The following is a 21,383-nucleotide window of genomic DNA, read 5'->3' on the forward strand; positions in this document are numbered from 1 at the left end:
AATCGGGGAGCGATGGGGGCGTCGAGACGCGCGCGACCCCGCACGCCGCGCCGGCCTGCGCTTCCCGTCAGCCAGGACGGTTTCGCATGAAGTCCGCCACCTCGGCGAAGCGCTGGTCGAGGAAGGCGCGGAGGGGCGCGGGCACGTCGAGCTCGGCCATGGCGGCCCGCATGCAGCGCATCCAGGCGTCGCGCATCGCCACATCGACCGGGACGCGCGCGTGGCGCATCCGCAGCCGCGGGTGACCGTGCGCCGCGATGTAGTCCTGCGGCCCGCCCAGCCAGCCGATCAGGAAGAGCGCGAATCGATCGCGGCTCTCGCGCGCGACCTGGCCGCCCTCGTCGCAGACGTGGAGGCGCGCGAGCGCCGGCTCGTCGCGGCCCATGAGGTCGTAGAAGCGCTCGACGAGCCGGCGCACCGCCGGCTCGCCGCCCAGCAGATCGAAAGGGGTCTCGGACGGCTCGGCCATGGGCGATGCCCTCTACCGGATCTGCGCCGGCGCTGCACGCCGCCGGCTCAAGCCGCGACCGAGCTGCCGCAGGCCGCGCCGAACCACGCGGTGAGCGCGCGGCGCAGCCGGCGGTGGGAAGAGGCCTCGGGCTCGCCTGCCGCGGCCGCCCAGGCCACGTAGCCGTCGGGGCGAATCAGCATCGCCTCCGCCGGGCGCGGCAGCCCAGCGCAGCGCGCGCTCACGACGTCCACGCGATCGCCCCAGGGCGCAGCCACGTCGCCGAGCGCGGCACCGCCGGTCAGGTCCAGCAGCACGCCCCTGGCCCCGTGCATGAGCTGCGCGACCCGCGCCTCCCCCTTCTGCGTCGTCAGCCGGACGTCCGGCGCCCATCGCCCGAGCAGCGGATGCTGCTCGCCGGGCTCGGTCGGCATCTCGTAACGGACGTCGGCCGCGTCCAGCATCTCGACGACATACCGCAGGCTCTCCTCGTGCTTGAGCAGCTCGCCGACCAGCTCGCGCAGCGCGGCGACGCGCTCGTCCCGCATCATCAGCGCGCCCTGTGCCCGGGTGTGCATGATCACGCGTTTGCCCTCGGGGTGCCGCTCCGCGTGGTAGGTGTCGAGGAGCCCCGGCGGCGCCCAGCCGCGGACCTCCGCGGCCAGCTTCCAGCCGAGGTTCACCGCGTCCTGCAATCCGGTGGTGAGGCCTGGCCCGCCGGCGGGGAGATGGATGTGCGCCGCATCGCCCACGAGCAGCACGCGGCCCGCGCGGTACGTATCCGCCTGCCGGCTGGCGTCGGTGAACCGAGACAACCACCGCACCTCGCGGACGGGCAGATCCTCGCCGAGCGCCGCGCGAACGCTGGCCTGCAGCTCGTCGAGCGTCATCGGCGCGTCCCTGTCGAAGTCCTGCGGATACGGCTCCGACGTGACCACGCGAAACACGCCCGCTCCCAGGGGAACCAGGGCGATCCCGCCGAGCCCGAAGCGAACGCGGCGACCACCGGAGAGGACGAGGTGCCCGTCCTCCGTCGCGCCCTCGGCCAGCGTGACGTCGGCGAGGCGCAGGAGCCGAGAGGGCGGGAGACCAGGAAAGCCGATCCCGGACAGCTTGCGCACCGCGCTGCGGCCGCCGTCACACCCCACCACGAAGCGCGCTCGAAGCGGGTAGTCGCCGTCCGGGCCTCGGACGGCGACGGTCGCGCCCTCCCCGTCCTGATCCAGCCCGATGAGCTCGTGACCTCGACGGATCTCCGTCGTCAGCTCGCGCGCGCGCTCCTCCAGCAGCGCCTCTATGCGCGCCTGATGGATGCTCAGGAAGCGCCTGGAGACGCGCGCGTGCTCGCCGCCGAGGGCCAGCGGGATCCCGCCGAAGTGCACGAAGCGCGTCATTTCTGCGGCGCTCTGCTCCGCGCGAAAGCGATCGAGAAGGCCCCTGTGGTCGAGGATCTCCACGGCGCGCCCGCCGAGGCCGAGCGCCTTGGAGAGCCCGGTGGGCTCGGGCAACCGCTCCAGCACGACGGGACGCACGCCGGCCAGCCGCAGCTCGCAGGCCAGCATCAGGCCGGTCGGACCGCCGCCCACGATGACGACATCGACGTTCATACGCGCTCTCCTTGTTGAGAAACGATCGATTGACAACGATTGATCAGCGACGACCCGCGGGTGACGGCGGATCGACGAGGCTCACGTCACGTGGTCTCTCCGGCGCCCGCGCGGCCGCCCCATCCAGGCGTGGTCGCGCCATCCAGCACGAGGCTCACGGTCTGCTCGCCGAGGCGCGCGGCGAGCTCGAGATCGCACGAGAGGCGCGCCCGAAGGTCCGAGAAGCGCGGCCCGAAGATGCCGATCCCGGCCAGCGCCCCGACGACGGTGCAATAAAGGAGCTCGAAATCGCAGTCTCGCCGGAACACCCCGCTGGCTTGACCTCGCTCGTAGAGATCGCGCAGCTGCGATGGCAGCATCGCGAGCGTCGCGGGCGGCGCGGCCTGCCAGCCGCTCATCGCCTCGTGCATCGCGAGCGGCATGCACAGCGGGCGCGAGAGGAGCAGCCGGAAGAACATCGTGAACGCGCGCCAGAGCCCCTCGCGCGGCTCGAGCGCCGCCGACGCCTCGAGCGCCGGCCGCCACCCCTCGATGAGGCCGGACCACTGGTCCTCGAGGACCGCGCGGTAGAGGCCATCTTTGCTCCCGAAGTGATGGTAGATCATGCGCTCGTTGACCCGGGCGCGCGCCACGATGGCGTGCACGCGAGCCCCCTCGGGCCCATGCCGCGCGAACTCCTCGGCGGCGGCGTCGAGGAGCGCCCGCCGCGTCTCCTTTTTCTCGTCTGCCGGCATCAGGTAAATGTTTATTTACTCATGAACGGGCGGCGGTCAAGGGCGCGATCCGGCCGCGTCCCCTCTCGAGGGGACGAGGCGCCCGGCGCGAGCTCTTCCATCTCGGCCTCGGCGGTCGGGCCCGCGTTGGGTCCATGCCTCCCGGGCGGCTGGGTCCTCTTCCGCTGTGGCCCGATGTGGGCTCAACCGGCCGCCTCCAGCACGGCGCACCGGACGCGGAGCTCGGCGCCGCGGACAACGCGCGATCGAGCCGCGAGCGGCGCCAGACTTCACCGAGTCGACTCGTCAGAGAAAACCGGCGATTCCTTGGGTCTCTTGCTGTAGGCTCGGCCCCAGGTCAGGTCTGGCCCCTGACCAATGTGCTTGTTGGCATGAACCAGAAAACGACATTCCTCCCTGCGTTGTTGCTCGCGGCGGGCGCGCTCACGGTGAACCTGACAGGCTGCGAGCTCATCGTCGCCGTCGATCGCAGCCGGATCTCCGACACGGGCGGCGCTGGGGGCGCCGGCGGGTCCGGTGGCTCCGGCGGCGACACGACGACGAGCAGCAGCGCCAGCTCGTCGTCAGACACCGGCGGCTCGGGCGGCACCGGCGGCTCGGGCGGCACCGGCGGCTCGGGCGGCACCGGCGGCTCGGATGGCACCGGTGGCTCGGATGGCACCGGCGGCTCGGGCGGCACCGGCGGCTCGGATGGCACCGGTGGCTCGATGGCATGCCCCGGCGGCGCGACACCGTGCGACACGATCGGCGATTGCCCGGCCCCGGCCACGGAGTGCGTGAAGGCCACGTGCGAAGCGCGGTGCTGCGGCACGATCAATGTGCCCGACGGCACCGTCACGATGGCGGGCCAGGCGGCGGGTGACTGCAAGCAGCAGGTCTGCGACGGCAGAGGCGGCACGACGTCGATCCGCGACGACGCCGACAAGCCGGCCGACGACGAATGCAACGTCGGCACGTGCCCGGGCGGCACTCCGGGCAGCTCACCGAAGACCGCTGGCACGAGGTGCACCATCGGCGGCAAGGTCTGCGACGGCAGCGGCGCCTGCGTCGGCTGCCTCTCGGGCAACGACTGCACCGCGCCCCAGCTCTGCGATCCGAGTGGCACGCACACGTGCGTGGACGTGTCGTGCACCGACGGCCTGCTGAACGGCGGCGAGACCGACGTCGACTGCGGCGGCATCGACGACGGCTCCGGCTGCGCGCCCTGCGCCGACGACCTGGAGTGCGCGCGCGATTCGGACTGCGCGAGCGGCTACTGCAACACGGCCGGCAGGTGCGCGACGCCCGGCTGCATGGACACCGACCAGAACGGCAACGAGACCGACATCGACTGCGGCGGAGCCTCCTTCCACGGCGCTCCGGCCTGCGACAAGTGCGGTGTCGGGAGGGCGTGCGGCGTCGCGGACGACTGCACAACGGGCGTCTGCAGCGGCGGCACCTGCGCGGCCAAGCCGGACGGCGCGTCCTGCGTGACCAGCGCCGAGTGCTCCAGCGCGCGCTGCGTTGACGCCGTCTGCTGCGACACGGCGTGCACCGGCCCCTGCCAGGCGTGCTCCGCCGCCAAGAAGCTCGGCGGCGTCGACGGCGCCTGCGGCGACATCGCGGCCGGCAGCGATCCGGACGACGAGTGCCCGGACACGGGCGCGGCGTCGTGCGGGACCAACGGGCTCTGCGACGGTACAGGCGCCTGCCAGCGCTACGCAGCGGGCACGGAGGTGCCGTCCTTGCAGACACCGGGCGATTGCCAGAGGCTCGTGTGCAACGGCGCCGGTGGCATCACGACGGACGATGACGTCACCGATTTCCCGGTGTCAGCGACCGTCTGCTCGACGGACCCCGCGTGCACGGGCACGCCGGCCACGCCGAGCTTCACGACGGCGCCGGCGGGCACCGACTGCACCGCCGACGGCCAGCCTGGCAAGACGGTGTGCGGCAGCGGGTTCGCGGCTGGCACGTGCGTCGAGTGCAACGACGACTCCAATTGCACCTCGCCGGCCACGTGCAACACGACGACGAACGCCTGCGAGTGATCGCGACGGCGTAGAAGGCGCCCGGGGCAACCTGGGCGCCTTCTTCGTTTTGCCCGCGTGCTCGGGGTGCAGCAGACATCGAGGCGAGAACGATCGCAAAGACGGGTCGGCCGTCGCAGGCTGACTCCGTACTATGCGCGCGACAGGCGCACCTCGACCTCCCGCTCCACGTAGGACCACTCCTCCGTCTCACGCAGCCTGCCCACGAGCTCGTCGAAGGCGCCGGCGTCGCCCTCGGCGAACTCGAACCAGGTCAGGAAGTCGAACGGGCCACCGAGGTCCCGGCTGTGGTAGAGCCGCCTGGCGACCGCCGGCAGGTATTCCAGGCCTACCTTGATATGGCGCGACCGCGCCTCGAAGATGGCCCGCCGCTCGTCCTGCGCGAGCGCCCACCACGCCTTCGATTTTCTGAGCGGGATCAGCGCCGCCTGCGCGCTCGACGCCCGGCCGAGGTCTTCCTGGACCGCGACGAGGCGCCTCCTCTCCTCGAGCTCGACATAACGCTCGTTGCTCCTCACGCCGCCCAGCACCCAGGTCGCCTCCGGCGGCGCGACGAAGCTGCCCCCCTCGATGCGCTGCAGCCGCGGCGCCGCGGGTAGCCCCTCGCCTCGCACCGTGATCATCCGCTCGACCCGCCACTCCCCGGCGGGACCCGCGACGAAACTCACCCGAACAGGATTTCCTTCCATGGCTCGCTCCGAGATGACGGCAATGCGGGACGAACGCCATCGCCGCCCGACGGTAGGGCGGCCCGATCACACGCCCTCTCGGCGCGAGAGCGCGCCGGGAAGGCCGCTGCGCTCGGGCTCGCCGCGCCGGCCGAACCGCGACACGCAACGCGGTCGATGATGTGCGGACAGGGGTTTCGCCGTCGTTTCCGCGCGATGATTTTCCGTCGCCCGGGTCAGCTCAGGACAAGATAGGAGTCGCCGAACTCGTGACAGAGATACCCTGCCTGCTCCGCGTGGGCGTTCGCGCGGTGGAGCAGCGAGGCCGGCGCGAAGGCCTCGAGGAGCCGGAAGTGGCTCTCGGTCGGATCGTGCACGCCGGTCAGGAGCCCGTCGACCACCCTCGGCCGGAAGCCGTGGTGAAGGATCAGATCGGTGATCCCCGGCCCGGCCCGCAGCTCACCCCCGTGCTGGGCGGCGCAGCCCTCGAGGGCGCGCGTCACCGTCGTGCCGACCGCGATGACGCGGCGCCCGCTCGCCTTGGCCTCACGCACCGCAGCCACCGTCTCTTCCGGGATGTCGAAGCGCTCCGGCAGCGGGAGCAAGGCGTCGAGCGCCGGATCGCCGGTCGACGAGATCCCCGCGGCGTGGGTGAGCGAGGCGATCCGGACGCCGCGGCGGATCAGCTCGAGCAAGAGCCCCCAGACGAGCGGCCGCCCGGCCGACGGGAGCTCGGCGCAGAGAGGCCGGCTCGCATAACGCGTCTGCGCATGCCAGATCTCGAGCGGGCCCGCGACGTACGCATACTGGATCGGGCGCCCCCTCCGGTAGAGCGCCGACCAGAGCGCGGCGCCCCGCTCCCGAAAGGCGATCTCCACGAGGCGCGCCGCGGTCCTCCGCTCGATCACGGCCGACAGATCGCCTCCGAACGTCACCGCGTCCCCCGCGTCGAGGGCGGGCGGCGCCGGGCGATCCTCGGTGCGCGTGTGCCAGTCGCCGGCGCCGAACAGCAGGGCCGAATAGCGCCCCTCGGACAGCTCGCCGATGAGGCGGACTTCCACCTCCTCACCGCGCTCGGTCGCGCCGTGGAGCGAGGCCGGCAGCGTGGCGCCGTCGTTGACGACCAGGAGATCGCCCGGCTCGAGGAGCGCGGGCAGATCTGCGATGCGCGCGTCGCGCAGGCGCCCCTCTCGCGGGTCCACGTGGAGGAGCCGCTCCTCCAGCGGGCTCTCGCGGGGCCACGTGGCGGGGCTCATGGCGCCTCCGGGAGCCGCGCGGCCTCTACGCGCGCGCCGCTCGGCACCTCGCCGGCGCGGCCGACGAGCCCGACGACGCGCCTCGCCACGTCCGCAGGATCGGCCAGCGTGCTCGGGTCGGCGTCGGGGATGGCCTCGGCGTGCATCCGCGTGTTCATCTCGCCCGGGTCCACCGCGTAGAACGAGACGCCCGTGCCCTCGAGCTCGGCGGCCCAGGTGCGGCTCAGGTGATCGAGCGCCGCCTTCGAGGCGCCGTAGGCGCCCCACCGCGGATAGGCGTTCACCGACGCGTCCGAGCTGATGTGGACGACGACCCCGCGCCGCCGCAGCGCCATCGCGCCGGCGATCACCTTCGTCAGGCGGAACGGGCCGACCACGTTGACCTCGAGCACGCGCCCGAGATCCTCGCACTCGGTGTCGAGCAGGATCGGCAGCGGCGTCTTGCCGAGCGTGCTCGCGTTGTGGATGAGCAGGTCGATCGGCCCGACCAGCGCCGCCGCCGCGCCGGCGATCGCGTGCGTCTGGCCCTTGTCCCCGATGTCCGCCGCGAGCGCGTGCGCCTCCCCGCCCTGCGCGGCGATCTCGGCCGCGACGGCCTCGAGCGCCGCGCGCTCGCGCGCCACGAGGACCACCTTCGCGCCCTGCCGCGCGAGCTCCCGGGCGAGCGCGGCGCCGAGCCCGCGGCTCGCCCCGGTGACCAGCGCCGCCCGCGGCGCGAACCGCTCGCCCCGCGCGGCGCGGGGGAGCGACGGACGGGAGCTCGCTCCGGCCTGGATCAGCCCCTCGCTTCCGGTCGATTCGTCGTTCATGGTGCCTTCCTCCTCGACACCAGCCTAATCCGCGCCGGTCCTCTTGTTGGAGCGCTCTCCAATGTCTTGGAAGAGTGCTAATCTCCGGTCATGGACCAGGACACGGAGCTCTCGGGGCGGCTCGCGAAGAACATCAAGCAGCTGCGCGAGGCGCGCGGGCTGACGCAGCAGCAGCTGGCCAAGCTCGCCGGCGTGCCCCGGGCGACCTGGGCGCACCTCGAGTCCGGCGCGGCGAACCCGACGCTCGGCGTGCTGCACCGGGCCGCCGCCGCGCTCCAGGTCTCCATCGAGGAGATGCTCTCCGCGCCCCGCGCCACGTGCCAGCTCTACGCGCGCGACACGCTCCCCACGCGCTCTCCCGGGCAGGCGTTCGTCCGCAAGCTCCTGCCGGACCCGATCCCGGGCATGGAGATGGATCGCATCGAGATCCCCCCGGGCGGGCGGATGACGGGCGTCCCGCACACCCCGGGCACCCGCGAGTACCTGACGTGCGAGTCGGGGGGGCTGCTGCTCGTGGTCGGGGGCGAGCGGTTCACGCTCGGCGCGGGCGACGTCGCCGTGTTCCGCGGCGATCAGCGCCACTCGTACAACAACCCCGGCAAGCAGCCGGCGGTCGGCTACTCGGTCGTGGTCCTCGCGCGCGTGGTCTGACGAGGGCGCTCGACGTCGGCGCTTCTTCGCCTGGAGAGCGCCGCGCACGCGAGCAGCGCGCGCGCCGCCCCTCCGCCGCCCCTCCGCCGCCCCTCTGATTGCGCCTCGCGGGCCAGCGCTATCCGGCCGCCAGCATCGGTCCCGCCCGGTGCCGGGCATAGTGCTCGATGGCCTCGGGCAGGGACGGCAATGCGGCGCGGCGGCGGCTGTGGAGCCCTCCCTGGCGAGGCAGGTTGGCCCGGAGCCCGAGGGTGCGCGCGGGGCAGGCGTGCACCGCGCGCGACGGCAGGCCGAGCGCGTCGCACATCATCCTCGCCCAGGAGGCGAAGCTCATGACCCCATCGTTCGCCACGTGCCATACGCCCTCGGCCTGGTCGATCGCGAGATCCAGGCACGCGTGCGCCAGGTGCGGCAGGTAGGTGGGCGACACGAAGAGATCGTCCGCGGCGCGGAAGGGCTCCCCGCGCTGCACGATCGACAGCGCGAGCGCGGCGAAGCTGCGCGCCTCGAGCGGCCCGAACAGGCTGCCCGTGCGGACGACCAGCGCGCCCGGCAGCGCGTCGAGCGCGCCCCTCTCCCCCAGCGCCTGCGCCTCGCCGCACGCGTTGATGGGCGCGACCGGGTCATCCTCGATGTACGGCTCGGGCTTGCTCCCGTCGAACACGAAGGCCGACGAGAACATCAGCAGCCGCGCGCCGCGGCGCCGGCACGCCTCCGCCAGCAGGGTCGGCCCGACCACGTTGGCGCGGCGGCACGCCTCGATCTCGTCCTCGGCCTCGTGCACGCGCGTGTAGCCCGCCGCGTTGATCACGAGCCACGGGCCGACCTCCACGAGCGCGCGATCCACGGCCGACGCGTCGGCGATGTCGAGGTCGCTGCGCGCCATGGCCCGGACATGGATGCCGCGCTCCTCGCACGCGCGCGTCAGCGCCGCGCCGCGCGCCCCGCCCGCGCCCGTGATCAGGATCGGGCGCTCGCGCGGCCTGCAGATGCCCCGCGCAGCGGAGCGCGGCGCCCCGTAGAGCAGCCGCTCGTCGCGGCCCCACCAGCCCGGAGCCCCGGCGAGCGGGTGCTCGGTCCGGCCGGTGGACGCGAGCTCCTTCGCGACCACCGCGAGCGCCGTGGGGCGCGGCGCGGGCCCCCGCACATCGAAGGCCCCCGGCTCGTAATGGCCGCGCGCCTGGGTGACCAGGCTGTCCCAGTCGTACGCCCCGAAGGCCGACCACAGCGTCACCGCCCGCACGTCCGCGCCCTCCGCGCGGGCCGCGTGCGCGCCCTCCCAGGCCTCGACCAGCCAGCGGATCTGCTCCTCCGGCGTGCACCCGAGGTGGACCTCGGTGATCGCGACGGGCGTCATGTACCGCTGCCACACCTCGCGCAGCGCGTCGCGGTGTCCGAGGATCCCCTCCTCCCGCACGCGCACCGCCTCCACATCGGCGTACGCATCGCGCCCGTTCCCGCCGTGCGTCCAGGAGGGGTAAAGCTCGAGGCGGTGATCGAGGAACCGCTCGCTCGTCAGGTAATAGTTCACGCCGATCACGTCCGGCGGGCACGGCTCCGCCGCGAGCTGCGCGAGCTCCTCCTCGGTCGCGCCGCAGCCGCGGAGGTGCCGGTGGAGCGGGTGCGCGGCGCTCACGCGCCCGCACAGGAGATCGAGGCTCAGCCAGCGCCGGTGGTTCTCGAACGCGGCCTGGTACGCGAGCCTGGGCGTGCTGGCGGTCGCGCCGAAATCCTCCGTCTGCACGAGCCGCGCGTCCGGGCGCGCGCGCCGGATCGCGCGCATCGCGGCCACGGTAGCGCGCGTCTCCACGAGCAGCGCGCGCAGGAACGAGGCCGAGTCCCGGCGGTGCGGGTACCAGTGTCCGTAGAGCGCGCTGAAGCGCGCGGTCGTGAGCGGCTCGTTGACCGGCGTGAAATCGCGCACCCACGGGTAGCGCTCCGCCACCGCGCCGGCGAACTCCGCGAGGCCGCTCGCGAAGCTGTCGTCCATCAGGCTCGTCCACGGCGGCCCGCTGCCGTGGTGCACGAGCCCGACGATCACGTCGACGCCGAGCTCCCTCAGCCGGTGGAGCCGCTGGTCTGCCCAGGAAAAATCGGCGCTCCGCAGGCCGCTCGGCGCCGTGCGCTCCCAGAGGACCGGATACCGGACGGCCCGCATGCCGAGCCCCGCGAGCAGGTCGAGGTCGGCGATGCGCTCGTGGTGGCCCGTGCGCTCCAGCTGGTCGAAGTACCGGTCGCCGACGCGGTTGATCGTGCACTCGACGCCGCCCCAGAGCGCGATCCCGGCGCCGTCTCTCATGAGGCGAGCCCCCCGCCAGCACCGTCGCCCGCCGGTCCGGCGCGCGCCCGTGGGCCGCCACGACGACCCGCCCCGCCCTGCCCGCGCGCCGTCATCGCGGCGCGCCCATGTCCGCGAACCCGGGCATGTCCGCCAGCGCCGGCATGTCCGCCAGCCCCCCGTCGATCGACGCCGAGGGCGCCTCGTTCGGGCCGAGGAGCGAGATCCCCTGCGTCGCCGCCGCGATGCTGTGCAGCGGGAACTTCGGCGTACGGTCGGCGTACAGGAGGCCGTTCGCCTCCTGGTACGTGTCGGCGAACTGCGTGTAACAGAAGCCGGCCAGGAGCTCGAGGGAGTTGATCACCTTCATGAGCGCCGAGTAGCGCTCGGCGAGCTCCTCCGGGGTCCTGCACGCCGAGTACCCCCACGTGCCGCTCTCGCCGCTCACGGGCGCGACCGCGATCCCGCCGAACTCCGACAGCACGATCGCGGTCTCGTGGCTGACGGACGGATCGAGCACGAGGGCGCGGCCCCCGGGCCTCTCCCGCTTCAGCAGCCTGGGCACCACGTCGTGCGCGAAGTAGCGGCCAGCGATGCGCTCGGGCGACGGATCGTAGTCGTGGATCCCGATGATGTCGGTCGCCACGCTCTCCCACCCGTCGTTGCCGATGACGGGCCTCGTGTAGTCCATCGATCTCGTCAGGTGATAGAGCGCCTGCACGTAGTGCCTCTCGTTCGCGTTGTCGGGCAGGTTCGGGACGCCCCACGACTCGTTGATCGGCACCCACGCGACGATGCACGGGTGGCTGAGATCCCGCCGGATCGCCTCCAGCCACTGCCGCGCGAGCCGCTCGATCGACCTGCGCGTGTGGCGGTAGGCGCTCGGCATCTCCTCCCAGACGAGCAGGCCGAGCTTGTCGGCCCAGTACAGGTACCGCGGATCCTCGATCTTCTGGTGCTTCCTTGCGCCGTTGAAGCCCATCTGCTTCGTGAGCTCGACGTCGCGGCGCAGCGCCTCGTCGTCGGGGGCGGTCATCCCCGTCCCGTCCCAGTAGCCCTGGTCGAGCACCATCCGGAGCAGGTACGCCCGCCCGTTCAGGAGGAAGCGGTCGCCGCGGACGGCCACCGAGCGCAGCGCCGTGTAGCTCTTCACGCGGTCGATCGTGATGCCGGCCTGATCGTAGAGGACGATATCGGCGTCGATCAGCGTCGGGCGCTCGGGGCACCACAGGAGCTCGTTGCGGAAGTCGTCGATGCCCGGATCGGAGAGCGTGATGCGCCGGTGAACCTCCCCGGCCACGATCGTGTACTGATCGTTCGCGATCGTCATGTCGCCGATCCGCAGCCGCACCCCGACGCGCGCGCCCTCCACCGGCGCGTTGGCCACGTGGACCTCGACCGCGATCTCCCAGCGCTCGAGGTTCGGGGTCCACCTGAGGTAATCGACGTGCATGCGCGGCACGCGCTCGAGCCACACCGTCTGCCAGATCCCCGTCGTCCGCGGGTACCAGATGGAGTGAGGCTCGAGCTTCCAGTCCTGCTTGCCGCGAGGCTTCGCGAGCTCGTTCGGATCGTCGTACGCCTGCACCACGATCGTGACGCCCTCACGCCCCTTGGCGTGCGCCGTGATGTCGATCTCGAACGGCGTGTAACCGCCCTCGTGGTCGCCGGCGAAGCTGCCGTCGATCCACACCCTGGCCAGGTAGTCCACGGCGCCGAAGTGCAGGATGAGCCGCTCGGACGCGTCCAGCTCCGGCACCTTGACCCGCCGCCGATACCAGCAGGCCTTGAAGAAGCCGGTGTTGCCGATCCCGCTCCGCGGCGTCTCCGGGGCGAACGGCACCTCGATCGTCCGGTCGAAGCGCGCGTCGGCCGGGGAGGACCACTCCGCCCGGGGGTCGAGGGCGAACTCCCAGGGCCCGTTCAGCGAGGTCCAGTCCTCTCGCCGGAGCAGAGGGCGCGGGTAACCTTGGCCGCCGCCGTCGGCCGTCGGCGGCACCGAACCTGGAATACCGATCTGTGCGAGGTGCTGTCGAGACATGGGTCCGTTCAGGCAGCGACGGTCACCGCCGCGCCGTCGAGCGTGGCTTCGCGGATCTGGTCGAAGGTGGCGAGGGCCTGACCGACGACCTGGTCCATGTTGTAGTACCGGTAGGTCGCGAGCCTCCCGACGAAGCGGACGTTCGGCGTGGCCTCGGCGAGGGCCTTGTACTTCCGGTACAGCTCCCCGTTCTCGGGCCGCGGCACCGGGTAATAGGGGTCGCCCTCGTCTCTCGGGAACTCGTACACGACGCTCGTCTTCGGGTGCTCTTGCCCCGTGAGGTACTTGAACTCCGTGATGCGGGTGTACTCGTGCTCATTCGGGTAGTTGATGACCGCGTTCGGCTGGAAGACCTCCCTGTCGTGCGTATCGAACTTGAATTCGATTGATCGGTAGGGAAGCTTCCCGTAGCGGAAGTCGAAGAACGCGTCCACAGGCCCGGTATAGATCATCTCCCTGAAGCTCACCTCGTTCATGAACTCGCGATAGTCGGTGTTCAGGAGCACACGGATATTCTTGTGGTCGAGCATGTTCTCGAACATCCGCGTATAGCCGCGCAGCGGCATCGCCTGGAACTCGTCCGTGAAGTACCGGGAATCGTGGTTCGTGCGCGCTGGCACGCGCGAGGCGACCGCGGCGTCGAGCTCCGACGGGTCGAGGCCCCACTGCTTCCGTGTGTAGTTGCGAAAGAACTTCTCATAGAGCTCCCGGCCCACCTTGCTGACGACCGCGTCCTCGGAGGTGCGGCAGTGCTTGATCGGCTCGGCGACGCGCGCGAAGAACGCCTCGACCTCGGCGGGCGAGTAGCTGGTTCCGTAGAGGGCGTTGACCGTATCCACGTTGATCGGGAACGGGACGAGCTTGCCGTCGACGTGCGCGAGCACGTGGTGCTCGTACGTGCGCCAGCCGGTGAACTGCGACAGGTAACGGAAGATGCGCGGCGACGCCGTGTGGAAGATGTGGGGACCGTACTTGTGGATGAGGATCCCGGCGTCGTCGTAGCAGTCGTACGCGTTGCCGCCGATGTGAGGCCGCTTGTCGCACAGGAGGACCGACCGGTTCATCTGCGAGGCGAGGCGCTCCGCGAGCACGCTGCCAGCGAACCCGGCGCCGACGATCAGGTAGTCGAACACGGTACCTCCCCTCCCGTCCGGGCGGCCGATGGACGCTTGGATTGGAGTGTGTCGGCGATGAGCGTCGACATCGATCGCCATGTCCTGTCCCATGACGTCGCGCTCACCATCTCGTCCGCGATCGCGACGTGCTCCTCCCGCGGCCCGGAGAGCGCCGCCTCGACCGCGGCCGCGAAGGTGGAGGCGTCGGCGATGTGGACCGCCTTCTTGTCGCCATACGGCGTGACCACGTCACGGATGGCGGTGGAGACGACCGGCTTCCCCGCGGCGAGGTACTCGAGCGTCTTCGTCGGGCTGATGAACCGGGTCGCCTCGTTGAGCGCGAACGGCATGATGGCGACGTCCCAGCCGCGGAGATAGGCCGGGAGATCCTGATAGGGTCTCTGGCCGAGCCAGTGGATGTTCGGCCGCCGGGGCAGCGTGGCGGGGTCGATCTTCACGACCGGCCCGAGCATCACGAGCTGGAAGTCAGGCCGCTCCTTGGCCACGCGGGCGACGAGATCGATGTCGAGCCGCTCGTCGATGACGCCGAAGAACCCGAGGCGCGGCCTCGGGACGCCGCGCTGGTCGTCCGGCTCCGAGGTCTGCCCGCGCGCCTTCGCGAAGTGGGCCGCGTCGACGCTGCTCGGGAAGGCGTACACCGAAGGGTGGTGGGCGCGCTTCGCCTCGTAGAGGCTCTGGCCGCCGGTGAACACGAGATCGGCGCGCGCGAACAGCTCGCGCTCCCGATCCCGGAGCAGCGGCGGGGCGCCCCGGAAGGCGGAAAGTTCATCCATGCAGTCGTAAACGACGAGCGATGGCTCCACGTCGGCGGCGATAGGCAGCGACATCGGCGTGTACAACCACAGGATCGGCTGGCGGATGTCCTGCTCCCGCACGAAGGAGTTGAGCAGGTGTCGCTGCTGCGCGAGGGCCTCCTCCGGCTCGGCGCGGTGGCGGAGGTGGGGGACGATGACGGTGAGATTGGCCTCGACGTGCCTCGCGTCGAGCCTCGGGGGCCCGTCTCCGAACACAGGCTCTTCGACGAAATAGACCCGCCTCTCCTGCGCGAAGCGACTCATCAAGTGGTTGGGTCGCTGGAAGACGAAGTTCCAGCGCAGGTGCGAGAAACAGAGGAGATCCGGCCCGGCCTGCTTCATCTTGTCTCCGATTTCTGTGATTGGGATCGTACCGCGCCAGGTCTTAGCAAGTTACGCGCCGGCGACGGGATGGAGCCATCGACCGTCACGTCGCGACCGGGCGAGGTCACCGCCTTGAAAACTGCGCCAATCCGCTACATGACCCGCGCGGCGCGCTGAACAGCGAGGTGCTCTCGCCTGCGTTGTGCTCGGTGAGCGCGATACGGATGAACTTGTCGCGGATGAGCAAAACGCGCCGCGTTCAGGCGTTTCCTGCTGGAGCCTCGCAAAAGCCGCAACTGGGCTGCACCCTGATAGGCGCCTCAGGAGGCGAGAACGGTTGTGGATGCAGGATGCTTGCCGGGGCTCTCTCCGGCAGGGCGCTGTCCGCGCGTTCCGTGTCCGCGCGTCGGCGCGCGGGGCGAGAGAAGAGGGCTCGAATCGACGGAATGCACATCGCTCCTGGTCCCCGCGGCGCCGCCGAGGCTGCGCGCCTGCCGAGGCTCAGCGGCCGGCACACGGGAGAACGGCGGCAGAGATCGCTCCTGCTGACGCCGTGCGCTCGGCAGCGAGAGCGACCGTCGGAACAGGGCCGCTCGTGGCCCGACGGGCGCCGCAGCGGCGGTCATGGCGCGCTCCTTGCTGCTTACTCGCCGACAGGGCGCCGCCAGCCAGGGCGGGCAGGAGGGTTCAGCCGGACATCGAGCGATGGGCTTACCGTTCGCCGGGCGTCATCCACTTGGCCTCGGCGCTCGGGCGCCACGCGGCCAGCAGCTCCAGGAGGGCCGGCGCATCGTCGGCGACCTGCAGCACGGCGCGATGAGCCGGCTTCATGAACTGCTCGGCCACGACGTGATCGAGAAACGCGATGAGCGGGCGGTAATACCCCGCCACGTCGAGCAGCCCGACCGGCTTGTCCTGAGAGCCGAGCTGCGTCCAGGTCCACACCTCGAACAGCTCTTCCAGCGTCCCGACGCCCCCCGGCAGGGCGATGAACGCGTCCGCGAGGGCGGCCATCTCCGCCTTGCGCTGGTGCATCGTCTCGACCACGCGGAGCTCGGTCAGCCCGCGGTGCTCGATCTCCCGCTGGTTGAGGAACCCCGGGATGACGCCGATCACCTCACCGCCGCGCGCGAGCGCCGCGTCGGCGACCGCGCCCATGAGCCCGACGCGGCCACCCCCGTACACGAGCCCGATCCCTCTCGCCGCCAGGAGCTCACCCAGCCGCACCGCCGCCTCGCGGTAGGCCGGCGATACGCCGGGGTTCGACCCGCAGTAAACGCAGATCCTGGAGAGCGTTCTCATGGGCGCGAGCCTACGCCGGCAGGCGAGCTCGTCCAAGCGGGGATCGGTGGGCCGGCGCGCCGTGGGAGGTAACATTCCCCCCGGCGGCGCGCCCTCGCCCCCCCTGCGCCGCGGCCTGGCACCGCCGCGTGGCGGCGGTGCCGTGGCCGGCGGCTCACTCCTTGTCGAGCTTGCCGACGAGGCTCAGCGTGAAGAACGCGCCCATGTACTTGAAGTGCGGGCGCACCTGCATGTCGACCTTGTACCAGCCGGCGTTCCCCGGCACCTCGGTCACGATGATCCGCGCCTTGCGGAGCGGCCTGCGCCCGCGCGTCGCCGCGGACACGACGTCCTGATCGGCGACGTACTGGCCGATCCAGTCGTTGAGCTCCTTCTCGAGATCGGCGCGCTCCTTCCACGTACCGATCTGCTCGCGCTGCAGCACCTTCAGGTAGTGCGCGATGCGGCACATGATGAACATGTACGGCAGCTGCGTGCCGAGCCGGTAATTCATCTCGGCCGCCCTGCCCTCGTCGCTCTGCCCGAAGAACTTCGCCTTCTGGGCGGAGTTGGCCGAGAAGAAGCAGGCGTTGTCCGAGTCCTTGCGGAACGTGAGCCCGATGAAGCCCTCCTCGGAGAGCTCGAACTCGCGCCGCTCGGTGAGCATGATCTCGGTCGGCACCTTCGTCTGGATCTCGCCCATCGCCTCGTACTGGTGGAGCGGCAGGTTCTCCACGGAGCCGCCCGCCTGGGGGCCGATGATGTTCGGGCACCAGCGGTACTTGGCGAAGCTGTCGGCGAGCCGGGTGGCGAAGGCGTACGTCGCGTTGCCCCAGCAGTACGCGTCGTGCTTGCCGACCACGTCCTCCTCGTAGTTGAACGCCTTCACCGGGACGGTGTTGGCGCCGAAGGGCAGGCGGAGCAGGAAGCGCGGCATCACGAGCCCGACGTAGCGCGCGTCCTCGGTCTCGCGGAACGCGTTCCACTTCGTGTACTGCGGCCCCTCGAAGAGCGCCTTGAGGTCCTTCAGGTTGGGCAGCCCCTGGAAGTCCTTCAGGCCGAAGAACTGCGGTCCGGCCGCCGCGATGAAGGGCGCGTGCGACATCGTCGCGACAGCGGCGCACTTCTGCAGGAGCGCGATGTCCTGGGGGCCCGGGCCGAACTCGTAGTTCGCGATGATCGCGCCGACCGGCTTGCCGCCGAACTGCCCGAACTCGGCCGAGTAGACGATCTTGTAAAGGCCGCTCTTCGGCACCTCGGGGGCGTCCTCGAAATCGGCGAGGAGGTCCTCCTTGGAGCAGTTGAGCATCTCGACCTTGACGTTCTCGCGGAAGTCACACCGGTCGATGACGAACTTGAGGCCGCGCCACGCGGACTCGAGCTTCTGGAAGCTCGGGTTGTGGAGGATCTCGTCGATCTGCCGCGACAGCTTGACGTCGATCTCCGCGATCAGCGCGTCGACGAAGGCCTTGTCGACCTTCTCCCCCTCGCGCCGCGGGGCGACGAGCTCCGAGATGAAGGCCTGCACGCCCCGCTTGGCGATATCGTACCCCTCATCGCCGGGCGTCATCTTCGTCTCGGCGAGGATCTCGTCGAGCAGCGACCCGCCCTCGAGGGTCTGGACGCCCGCGCTCCCCGCGGCCTGTGTCTCCGTCGCCATCGCTTACTCCCCTTCCTTGTCGAGCCCGAGCTCGCTCACGATCTTGTTGCGCTGAGCCGGGTCGCTCAGGATCTGCTGAATCTTGTTGCGGAACGCCTTCTCGTTTCCGAGCGGGCCCTTGAGGGCCGTCAGCGCGGCGCGCAAGTCGAGCAGCTTCTTGAGCTCCGGCACCTGGTTCGCGATCGCCTCGGGCTCCATGTCGCTCAGGCGGCGGAACTTGAGGTTGACCGTGAGCTCGCTGTTCTCCTGCTCGGACAGGACGTCCTTCACGTTGAAGGTCAGCGCGAGCTTCTGCTCGCTCATGACCTTCTGGAAGTTGTCCTTGTCCACGTTGATGGGCTTGCGGTCCTCGAGGGGCCGCGGATCCGGCCGCTGCGTGTAGTCGCCGAGCATCAGGAGCTTCAGCGGCAGCTCGACGTCCTCCTTCGCGTTCCCGGTGGCCGGCTTGTAGGTGATGTTCACGCGCTCTTTCGGCGCGACCGATCCCTCTTTCGATCCGCTCATCGCAGGCTCCTTTCCCCGTCAGCAGCGGGCGGAGCGCCCGCAGGCCGAACGAGCATAGAACAAAACCCCCGCCCCTCGGGCAAGCTTCTCGGCGCGACGCGCATCCGCCCTCCTTGCCCTCGTGCCCCTCGTGCCCCTCGTCGCCAACCTGGGTTCCTCGGCATCCCGCTCACTCCCCCAGCGACAGCTTCAAGGCGAGCGCCGCGTCGAGCTGGCAGACCCGCTCGAAGCAGAGCGTCTCCTTCGCCTTGGCCTCGGGGGTGGCCTCGTAGCCCTGGTTCAGGACCCGGTAGCACGTGTACAGCGCGGCGTAGAGCTCCGCGCAGAGATCCGGCTGCCAGGTGGTGAGTCGGTGGTGGTCGACGAGGTGCTCCAGCGCCTCGAGCTGCGCCCGCGCCACGAGGAACTGGGAGAGCTCGATGTTGATCTGGGCCATCGCGAGCCTCACGCGGAAGCGGTCCAGCGCCGACGGAGCCGCGGCCGCGGCCTTCTCGAGGAGCGCCATCGCGTCGATGGGTTGCTGGTTCGCGACGAGCCCTCGGGCCTCCGAGAGCGGCTTGTCGAGGTAGCTCCGCGGCCTCGCCGGGGCTGCGGCGCCGCTCGCACCCGAGCCGCCGAGCGCGGCCGCGACCTCGGACGAGAGCCAGGCCTGCGTCTCGCCGTCCGCGAACGGCGTACCGTCGCTGAACTTGAGGGTCGGCAGGAGCGGCGCGCGGAGCAGCAGGGCGCCCACCTCGACGAGCACCGCCCGCTTGGCGTCGGCGTAGTCGTCGCCGAGCTGCTCGAGCGCGTTCGCGACGTACCGGTGCGGATCGAGCCAGAGAGGGTAGCTCTGCGCGTACTCGTCGGCGACCTGCAGCAGATCGGCGAACGCCCCCTGGCTCGTGAGCGCCGGGAGCGTCTGCAGCACGTGCTCGGGCGGCGGCGGGATCGCCGTGCTGCCCGTCGGAGACGACGCGCCCGGATCGTCGAGGAGGTCGACCCAGAGCCCGACCCGCAGGATGCGGTACGCGGACGCCCGCTTCGGATCCGCCGCCCGGAGCGCGTCGCCCGCGCGCGCCATCAGGGGCGAGCACTTGCCGAGGGCGGTGAGCGCCGAGTCCTCGTCGACGATCGCCTCGAGGCTGAGCGCCGGATCGCCCGCGGCGGCCACGGCCACGGGCGCGGGCGGCGGCGCGGCGGCCGCCGGCGTGGCCGCCGGCGGTGCCTCGACCTTCGGCGGCTCGACCCGCGGAGGAGGAGGCGGCGGCGGAGGCGGAGGCGGAGGAGGAGGAGGCGGCGGCGCCTCCGCGGGCAGGCTCGCGACGAGGCTGCGGACCGCGTTCCGCAGCGGGCCGAGCCCTCCGTAGGCGTCGCCGAGCTTGTCGGCGAGGTCGACGTCCAGGGCGCGGCTCACCTGGTCGATGGCGTTCACAACGTCGCGGTCCGCGGCGGAGACGGCGAGGCCGGAGAGCGTCCCTGCCGCGAGGTCTCCGAACCAGGAGCACAGGTTGCCGCGCGCCTTGGGCCGCTTGATCGCGGGATACATGGTGTCCCAGAACGCGTTGCTCAGCTCTTGCACGAGCACGAGCCCGTCGAGCAGGCCGGGCAGCTTGTCGACCTGCGACTTCGCCGCCGCGTAGTAGAGCGCGACGCGGAAGTCCTTTGACTTCTCGCTCAGGAGCTCATCGGCGACGCTCGCGATGCGCCCCCAGTCGACCTTGCCGCCCGCGAGCGACTGCAGCTTGTCGACCTCGTTCTTGAGGCCCTCGAACGCCTCGTCGTAGGTGACGTCGGCGCCGACGCCGCCGTTGATGGGCGCGAACAGCGCCTCGATCCGCTCTTTGGATTGTTGGACGGCGTCTTCAGCGGCCATGGGGCGCGCAGGATATCAAGGCGTCCTGGGTGTGGACGGCGAATCAGACGACGATTGCATGGCGACTCCGGCGGTGAGCCGGACGGCGCACCGGAGCGGCCGCGCGCGGGGTGGAGCGGGTGCCTTCGGCCCGGCCATCGGCTCAGCCGAGGGCTTCCAGGAAGCTGTCGAGCGACAGGTCGGTCCGGGCGACGAGCGCGTCGAGCTCCGGCCCGAGCGCATGTCGGGAAACGTGCTCCTCGACCCGTGGAGGTCCGCAGAGATCGGCGATGTGTTCGGCCTGGGTGGTCGGCGCGATCATCTCGCGGAACGAGCCCACGTGGGGGGGACCGAGGTGGAGGAGCAGGGTGCGCTGGGGTGTCCAGAACGCGTTCATCAGCGTGCGACCCCATTTCGACAGGCGGCGGGTCATGTCCATCCACACGGCGGCGGCGTAGGCGTCTCCTGCGCCGAGCGGCAGCCTGAGGGCGAGCCCTGTCCTAGGGAGCTCCTGACCGCGGAATGGGATCACCGAGTCGAGGATGTTCTGCAGCACCCAGAAGCGGCTCGCGTCGGTGCCGAAGCCGGCGTCCCAGAGCGCCTTCATCGGCTGGGTCCTCAGCCATGCGCGGTAGGCGGCGTGCGCCGCGTCGGGGTCGTCGAGCGACGGCGGCGCGATCTGGGAGACGCGGTGGAGGAAGGCGTCGACGGGCAGGGTCCTGCCGTTCGCAGCGGCGTCGTGGGCTGCGGCGAGGAGGGGGAAGAGGGTGATGGGGAGCGACGGCCCGGCGGAGACGAGTTGATCGTAATCGTAGGACCCGAACACCACCATCGGGTAGAGCCGCCCGGCGTTATCGCCGCTGGCGGCCCAGGCGCCCACGAGCCCGCGGGTGGGCGGCTCGTCGCCTTTCGGTTCGCCGTGGAAGACGAAGAGGCCCAGGGCCGTCTGGTAGTGCGCGTCGAAATGGGCGCCCATGGCGCGCCGGGCGAAATCGATGGACGCGCCCAGCCAGCGGTCGAAGGCCGCGAGCTCTTCTCCGCCTGCGTTCAGCCGGATGAAATCGCCCGTGGCGGGCAGCTTGCCGAAGCAGCCGATCTGCGGCGGAGCGGCAGGGCCCTTCTTGCGGCGCCAGAACATGACTGCTGGGAGTGAACCACGAACCGCTCACCGAGCGCTACCACCTTCCCGGTTGCGGGGGGGAGCGTGCGGGGAGGGAGCCGGGCGCGCGGGGGCGGCGGGGGGCCCTCCCGCGAACTCGCGCCTTTTGGTGGCCATTGCCACATGCGCGGATGAGCCGAGATCATTCGCGTCCCGCTCCGGCGCGGGC

General features: G+C 71.2%; 17 protein-coding genes. 2 read left to right on the forward strand and 15 right to left on the reverse strand.

The window, feature by feature from the left end; translation table 11 throughout:
* Positions 1–67: 67 nt before the first annotated feature.
* From WMF14_RS27585 to WMF14_RS27595, 3 genes are all read right to left on the reverse strand, one after another.
* The gene (locus tag WMF14_RS27585) at positions 68–469 is read right to left on the reverse strand and encodes a group II truncated hemoglobin (RefSeq protein WP_012237604.1); all 402 of its coding nucleotides are present in this window, start codon (positions 467–469) and stop codon (positions 68–70) included.
* A 47-nt stretch (positions 470–516) separates the two neighbouring features.
* The gene (locus tag WMF14_RS27590; protein ID WP_437790793.1) at positions 517–2,055 is read right to left on the reverse strand and encodes an FAD-dependent monooxygenase; all 1,539 of its coding nucleotides are present in this window, start codon (positions 2,053–2,055) and stop codon (positions 517–519) included.
* A gap of 86 nt (positions 2,056–2,141) precedes the next feature.
* A complete protein-coding gene (locus WMF14_RS27595) occupies positions 2,142–2,789 on the reverse strand; it encodes a TetR/AcrR family transcriptional regulator (RefSeq protein ID WP_437790794.1) in 648 nt (215 codons plus the stop codon).
* Between the two features lie 371 nt (positions 2,790–3,160).
* Here WMF14_RS27595 and WMF14_RS27600 point away from each other — a divergent pair, with 371 nt between their 5' ends.
* Complete coding sequence (locus tag WMF14_RS27600; RefSeq protein ID WP_437790796.1) at positions 3,161–4,819, forward strand: hypothetical protein; 1,659 nt, start codon at positions 3,161–3,163, stop codon at positions 4,817–4,819.
* 131 nt (positions 4,820–4,950) lie between these two features.
* On the opposite strand, the gene WMF14_RS27605 is transcribed toward WMF14_RS27600, so the two are convergent.
* The 3 genes from WMF14_RS27605 to WMF14_RS27615 all read right to left on the reverse strand — a co-directional run bounded on the left by WMF14_RS27605 (position 4,951) and on the right by WMF14_RS27615 (position 7,552).
* The gene (locus tag WMF14_RS27605; RefSeq protein ID WP_437790797.1) at positions 4,951–5,508 is read right to left on the reverse strand and encodes a chlorite dismutase family protein; all 558 of its coding nucleotides are present in this window, start codon (positions 5,506–5,508) and stop codon (positions 4,951–4,953) included.
* A gap of 215 nt (positions 5,509–5,723) precedes the next feature.
* Positions 5,724–6,743, reverse strand: coding sequence for an S-adenosylmethionine:tRNA ribosyltransferase-isomerase (locus WMF14_RS27610; protein ID WP_437790798.1), 1,020 nt, complete (start codon positions 6,741–6,743; stop codon positions 5,724–5,726).
* Positions 6,740–7,552 (reverse strand): SDR family NAD(P)-dependent oxidoreductase, encoded by an 813-nt coding sequence (locus tag WMF14_RS27615; RefSeq protein ID WP_437790800.1) that lies wholly within the window; start codon positions 7,550–7,552, stop codon positions 6,740–6,742. The genes WMF14_RS27610 and WMF14_RS27615 overlap by 4 nt, the downstream gene beginning before the upstream one ends.
* A gap of 90 nt (positions 7,553–7,642) precedes the next feature.
* On the opposite strand from WMF14_RS27615, the gene WMF14_RS27620 reads away from it, so the two are divergent.
* Positions 7,643–8,203: an XRE family transcriptional regulator gene (locus WMF14_RS27620; RefSeq protein ID WP_272093879.1), complete on the forward strand. Its 561-nt coding sequence runs from the start codon at positions 7,643–7,645 to the stop codon at positions 8,201–8,203.
* A 118-nt stretch (positions 8,204–8,321) separates the two neighbouring features.
* Here the strand turns inward: WMF14_RS27620 and WMF14_RS27625 are convergent, their stop codons facing one another.
* From WMF14_RS27625 to tagF, 9 genes are all read right to left on the reverse strand, one after another.
* A complete protein-coding gene (locus WMF14_RS27625) occupies positions 8,322–10,502 on the reverse strand; it encodes a family 1 glycosylhydrolase (RefSeq protein ID WP_437790802.1) in 2,181 nt (726 codons plus the stop codon).
* Between the two features lie 91 nt (positions 10,503–10,593).
* Entirely contained in the window at positions 10,594–12,522 is a 1,929-nt protein-coding gene (locus WMF14_RS27630; protein ID WP_437790803.1) for a glycoside hydrolase family 2 protein, read from the reverse strand.
* 8 nt (positions 12,523–12,530) lie between these two features.
* Positions 12,531–13,655: a UDP-galactopyranose mutase gene (glf, locus tag WMF14_RS27635; RefSeq protein ID WP_437790804.1), complete on the reverse strand. Its 1,125-nt coding sequence runs from the start codon at positions 13,653–13,655 to the stop codon at positions 12,531–12,533.
* Positions 13,640–14,794, reverse strand: coding sequence for a glycosyltransferase family 1 protein (locus tag WMF14_RS27640; protein ID WP_437790806.1), 1,155 nt, complete (start codon positions 14,792–14,794; stop codon positions 13,640–13,642). Before WMF14_RS27640 ends, glf begins: the two co-directional genes overlap by 16 nt.
* Before the next feature lie 693 nt (positions 14,795–15,487).
* Positions 15,488–16,078 (reverse strand): TIGR00730 family Rossman fold protein, encoded by a 591-nt coding sequence (locus WMF14_RS27645; RefSeq protein WP_272093884.1) that lies wholly within the window; start codon positions 16,076–16,078, stop codon positions 15,488–15,490.
* A gap of 154 nt (positions 16,079–16,232) precedes the next feature.
* Entirely contained in the window at positions 16,233–17,717 is a 1,485-nt protein-coding gene (tssC, locus tag WMF14_RS27650) for a type VI secretion system contractile sheath large subunit (RefSeq protein WP_437790807.1), read from the reverse strand.
* A gap of 3 nt (positions 17,718–17,720) precedes the next feature.
* Positions 17,721–18,221 (reverse strand): type VI secretion system contractile sheath small subunit, encoded by a 501-nt coding sequence (gene tssB, locus WMF14_RS27655; RefSeq protein WP_272093886.1) that lies wholly within the window; start codon positions 18,219–18,221, stop codon positions 17,721–17,723.
* 169 nt (positions 18,222–18,390) lie between these two features.
* Positions 18,391–20,076, reverse strand: a complete 1,686-nt coding sequence (gene tssA, locus WMF14_RS27660) for a type VI secretion system protein TssA (RefSeq protein ID WP_437790808.1) — start codon at positions 20,074–20,076, stop codon at positions 18,391–18,393.
* A 142-nt stretch (positions 20,077–20,218) separates the two neighbouring features.
* A complete protein-coding gene (gene tagF, locus WMF14_RS27665; RefSeq protein WP_272093888.1) occupies positions 20,219–21,193 on the reverse strand; it encodes a type VI secretion system-associated protein TagF in 975 nt (324 codons plus the stop codon).
* Positions 21,194–21,383 lie beyond the last annotated feature (190 nt).

Origin of the sequence: Sorangium sp. So ce693 (assembly GCF_051521375.1) — a bacterium.
Classification (GTDB): domain Bacteria; phylum Myxococcota_A; class Polyangia; order Polyangiales; family Polyangiaceae; genus Sorangium; species Sorangium atrum.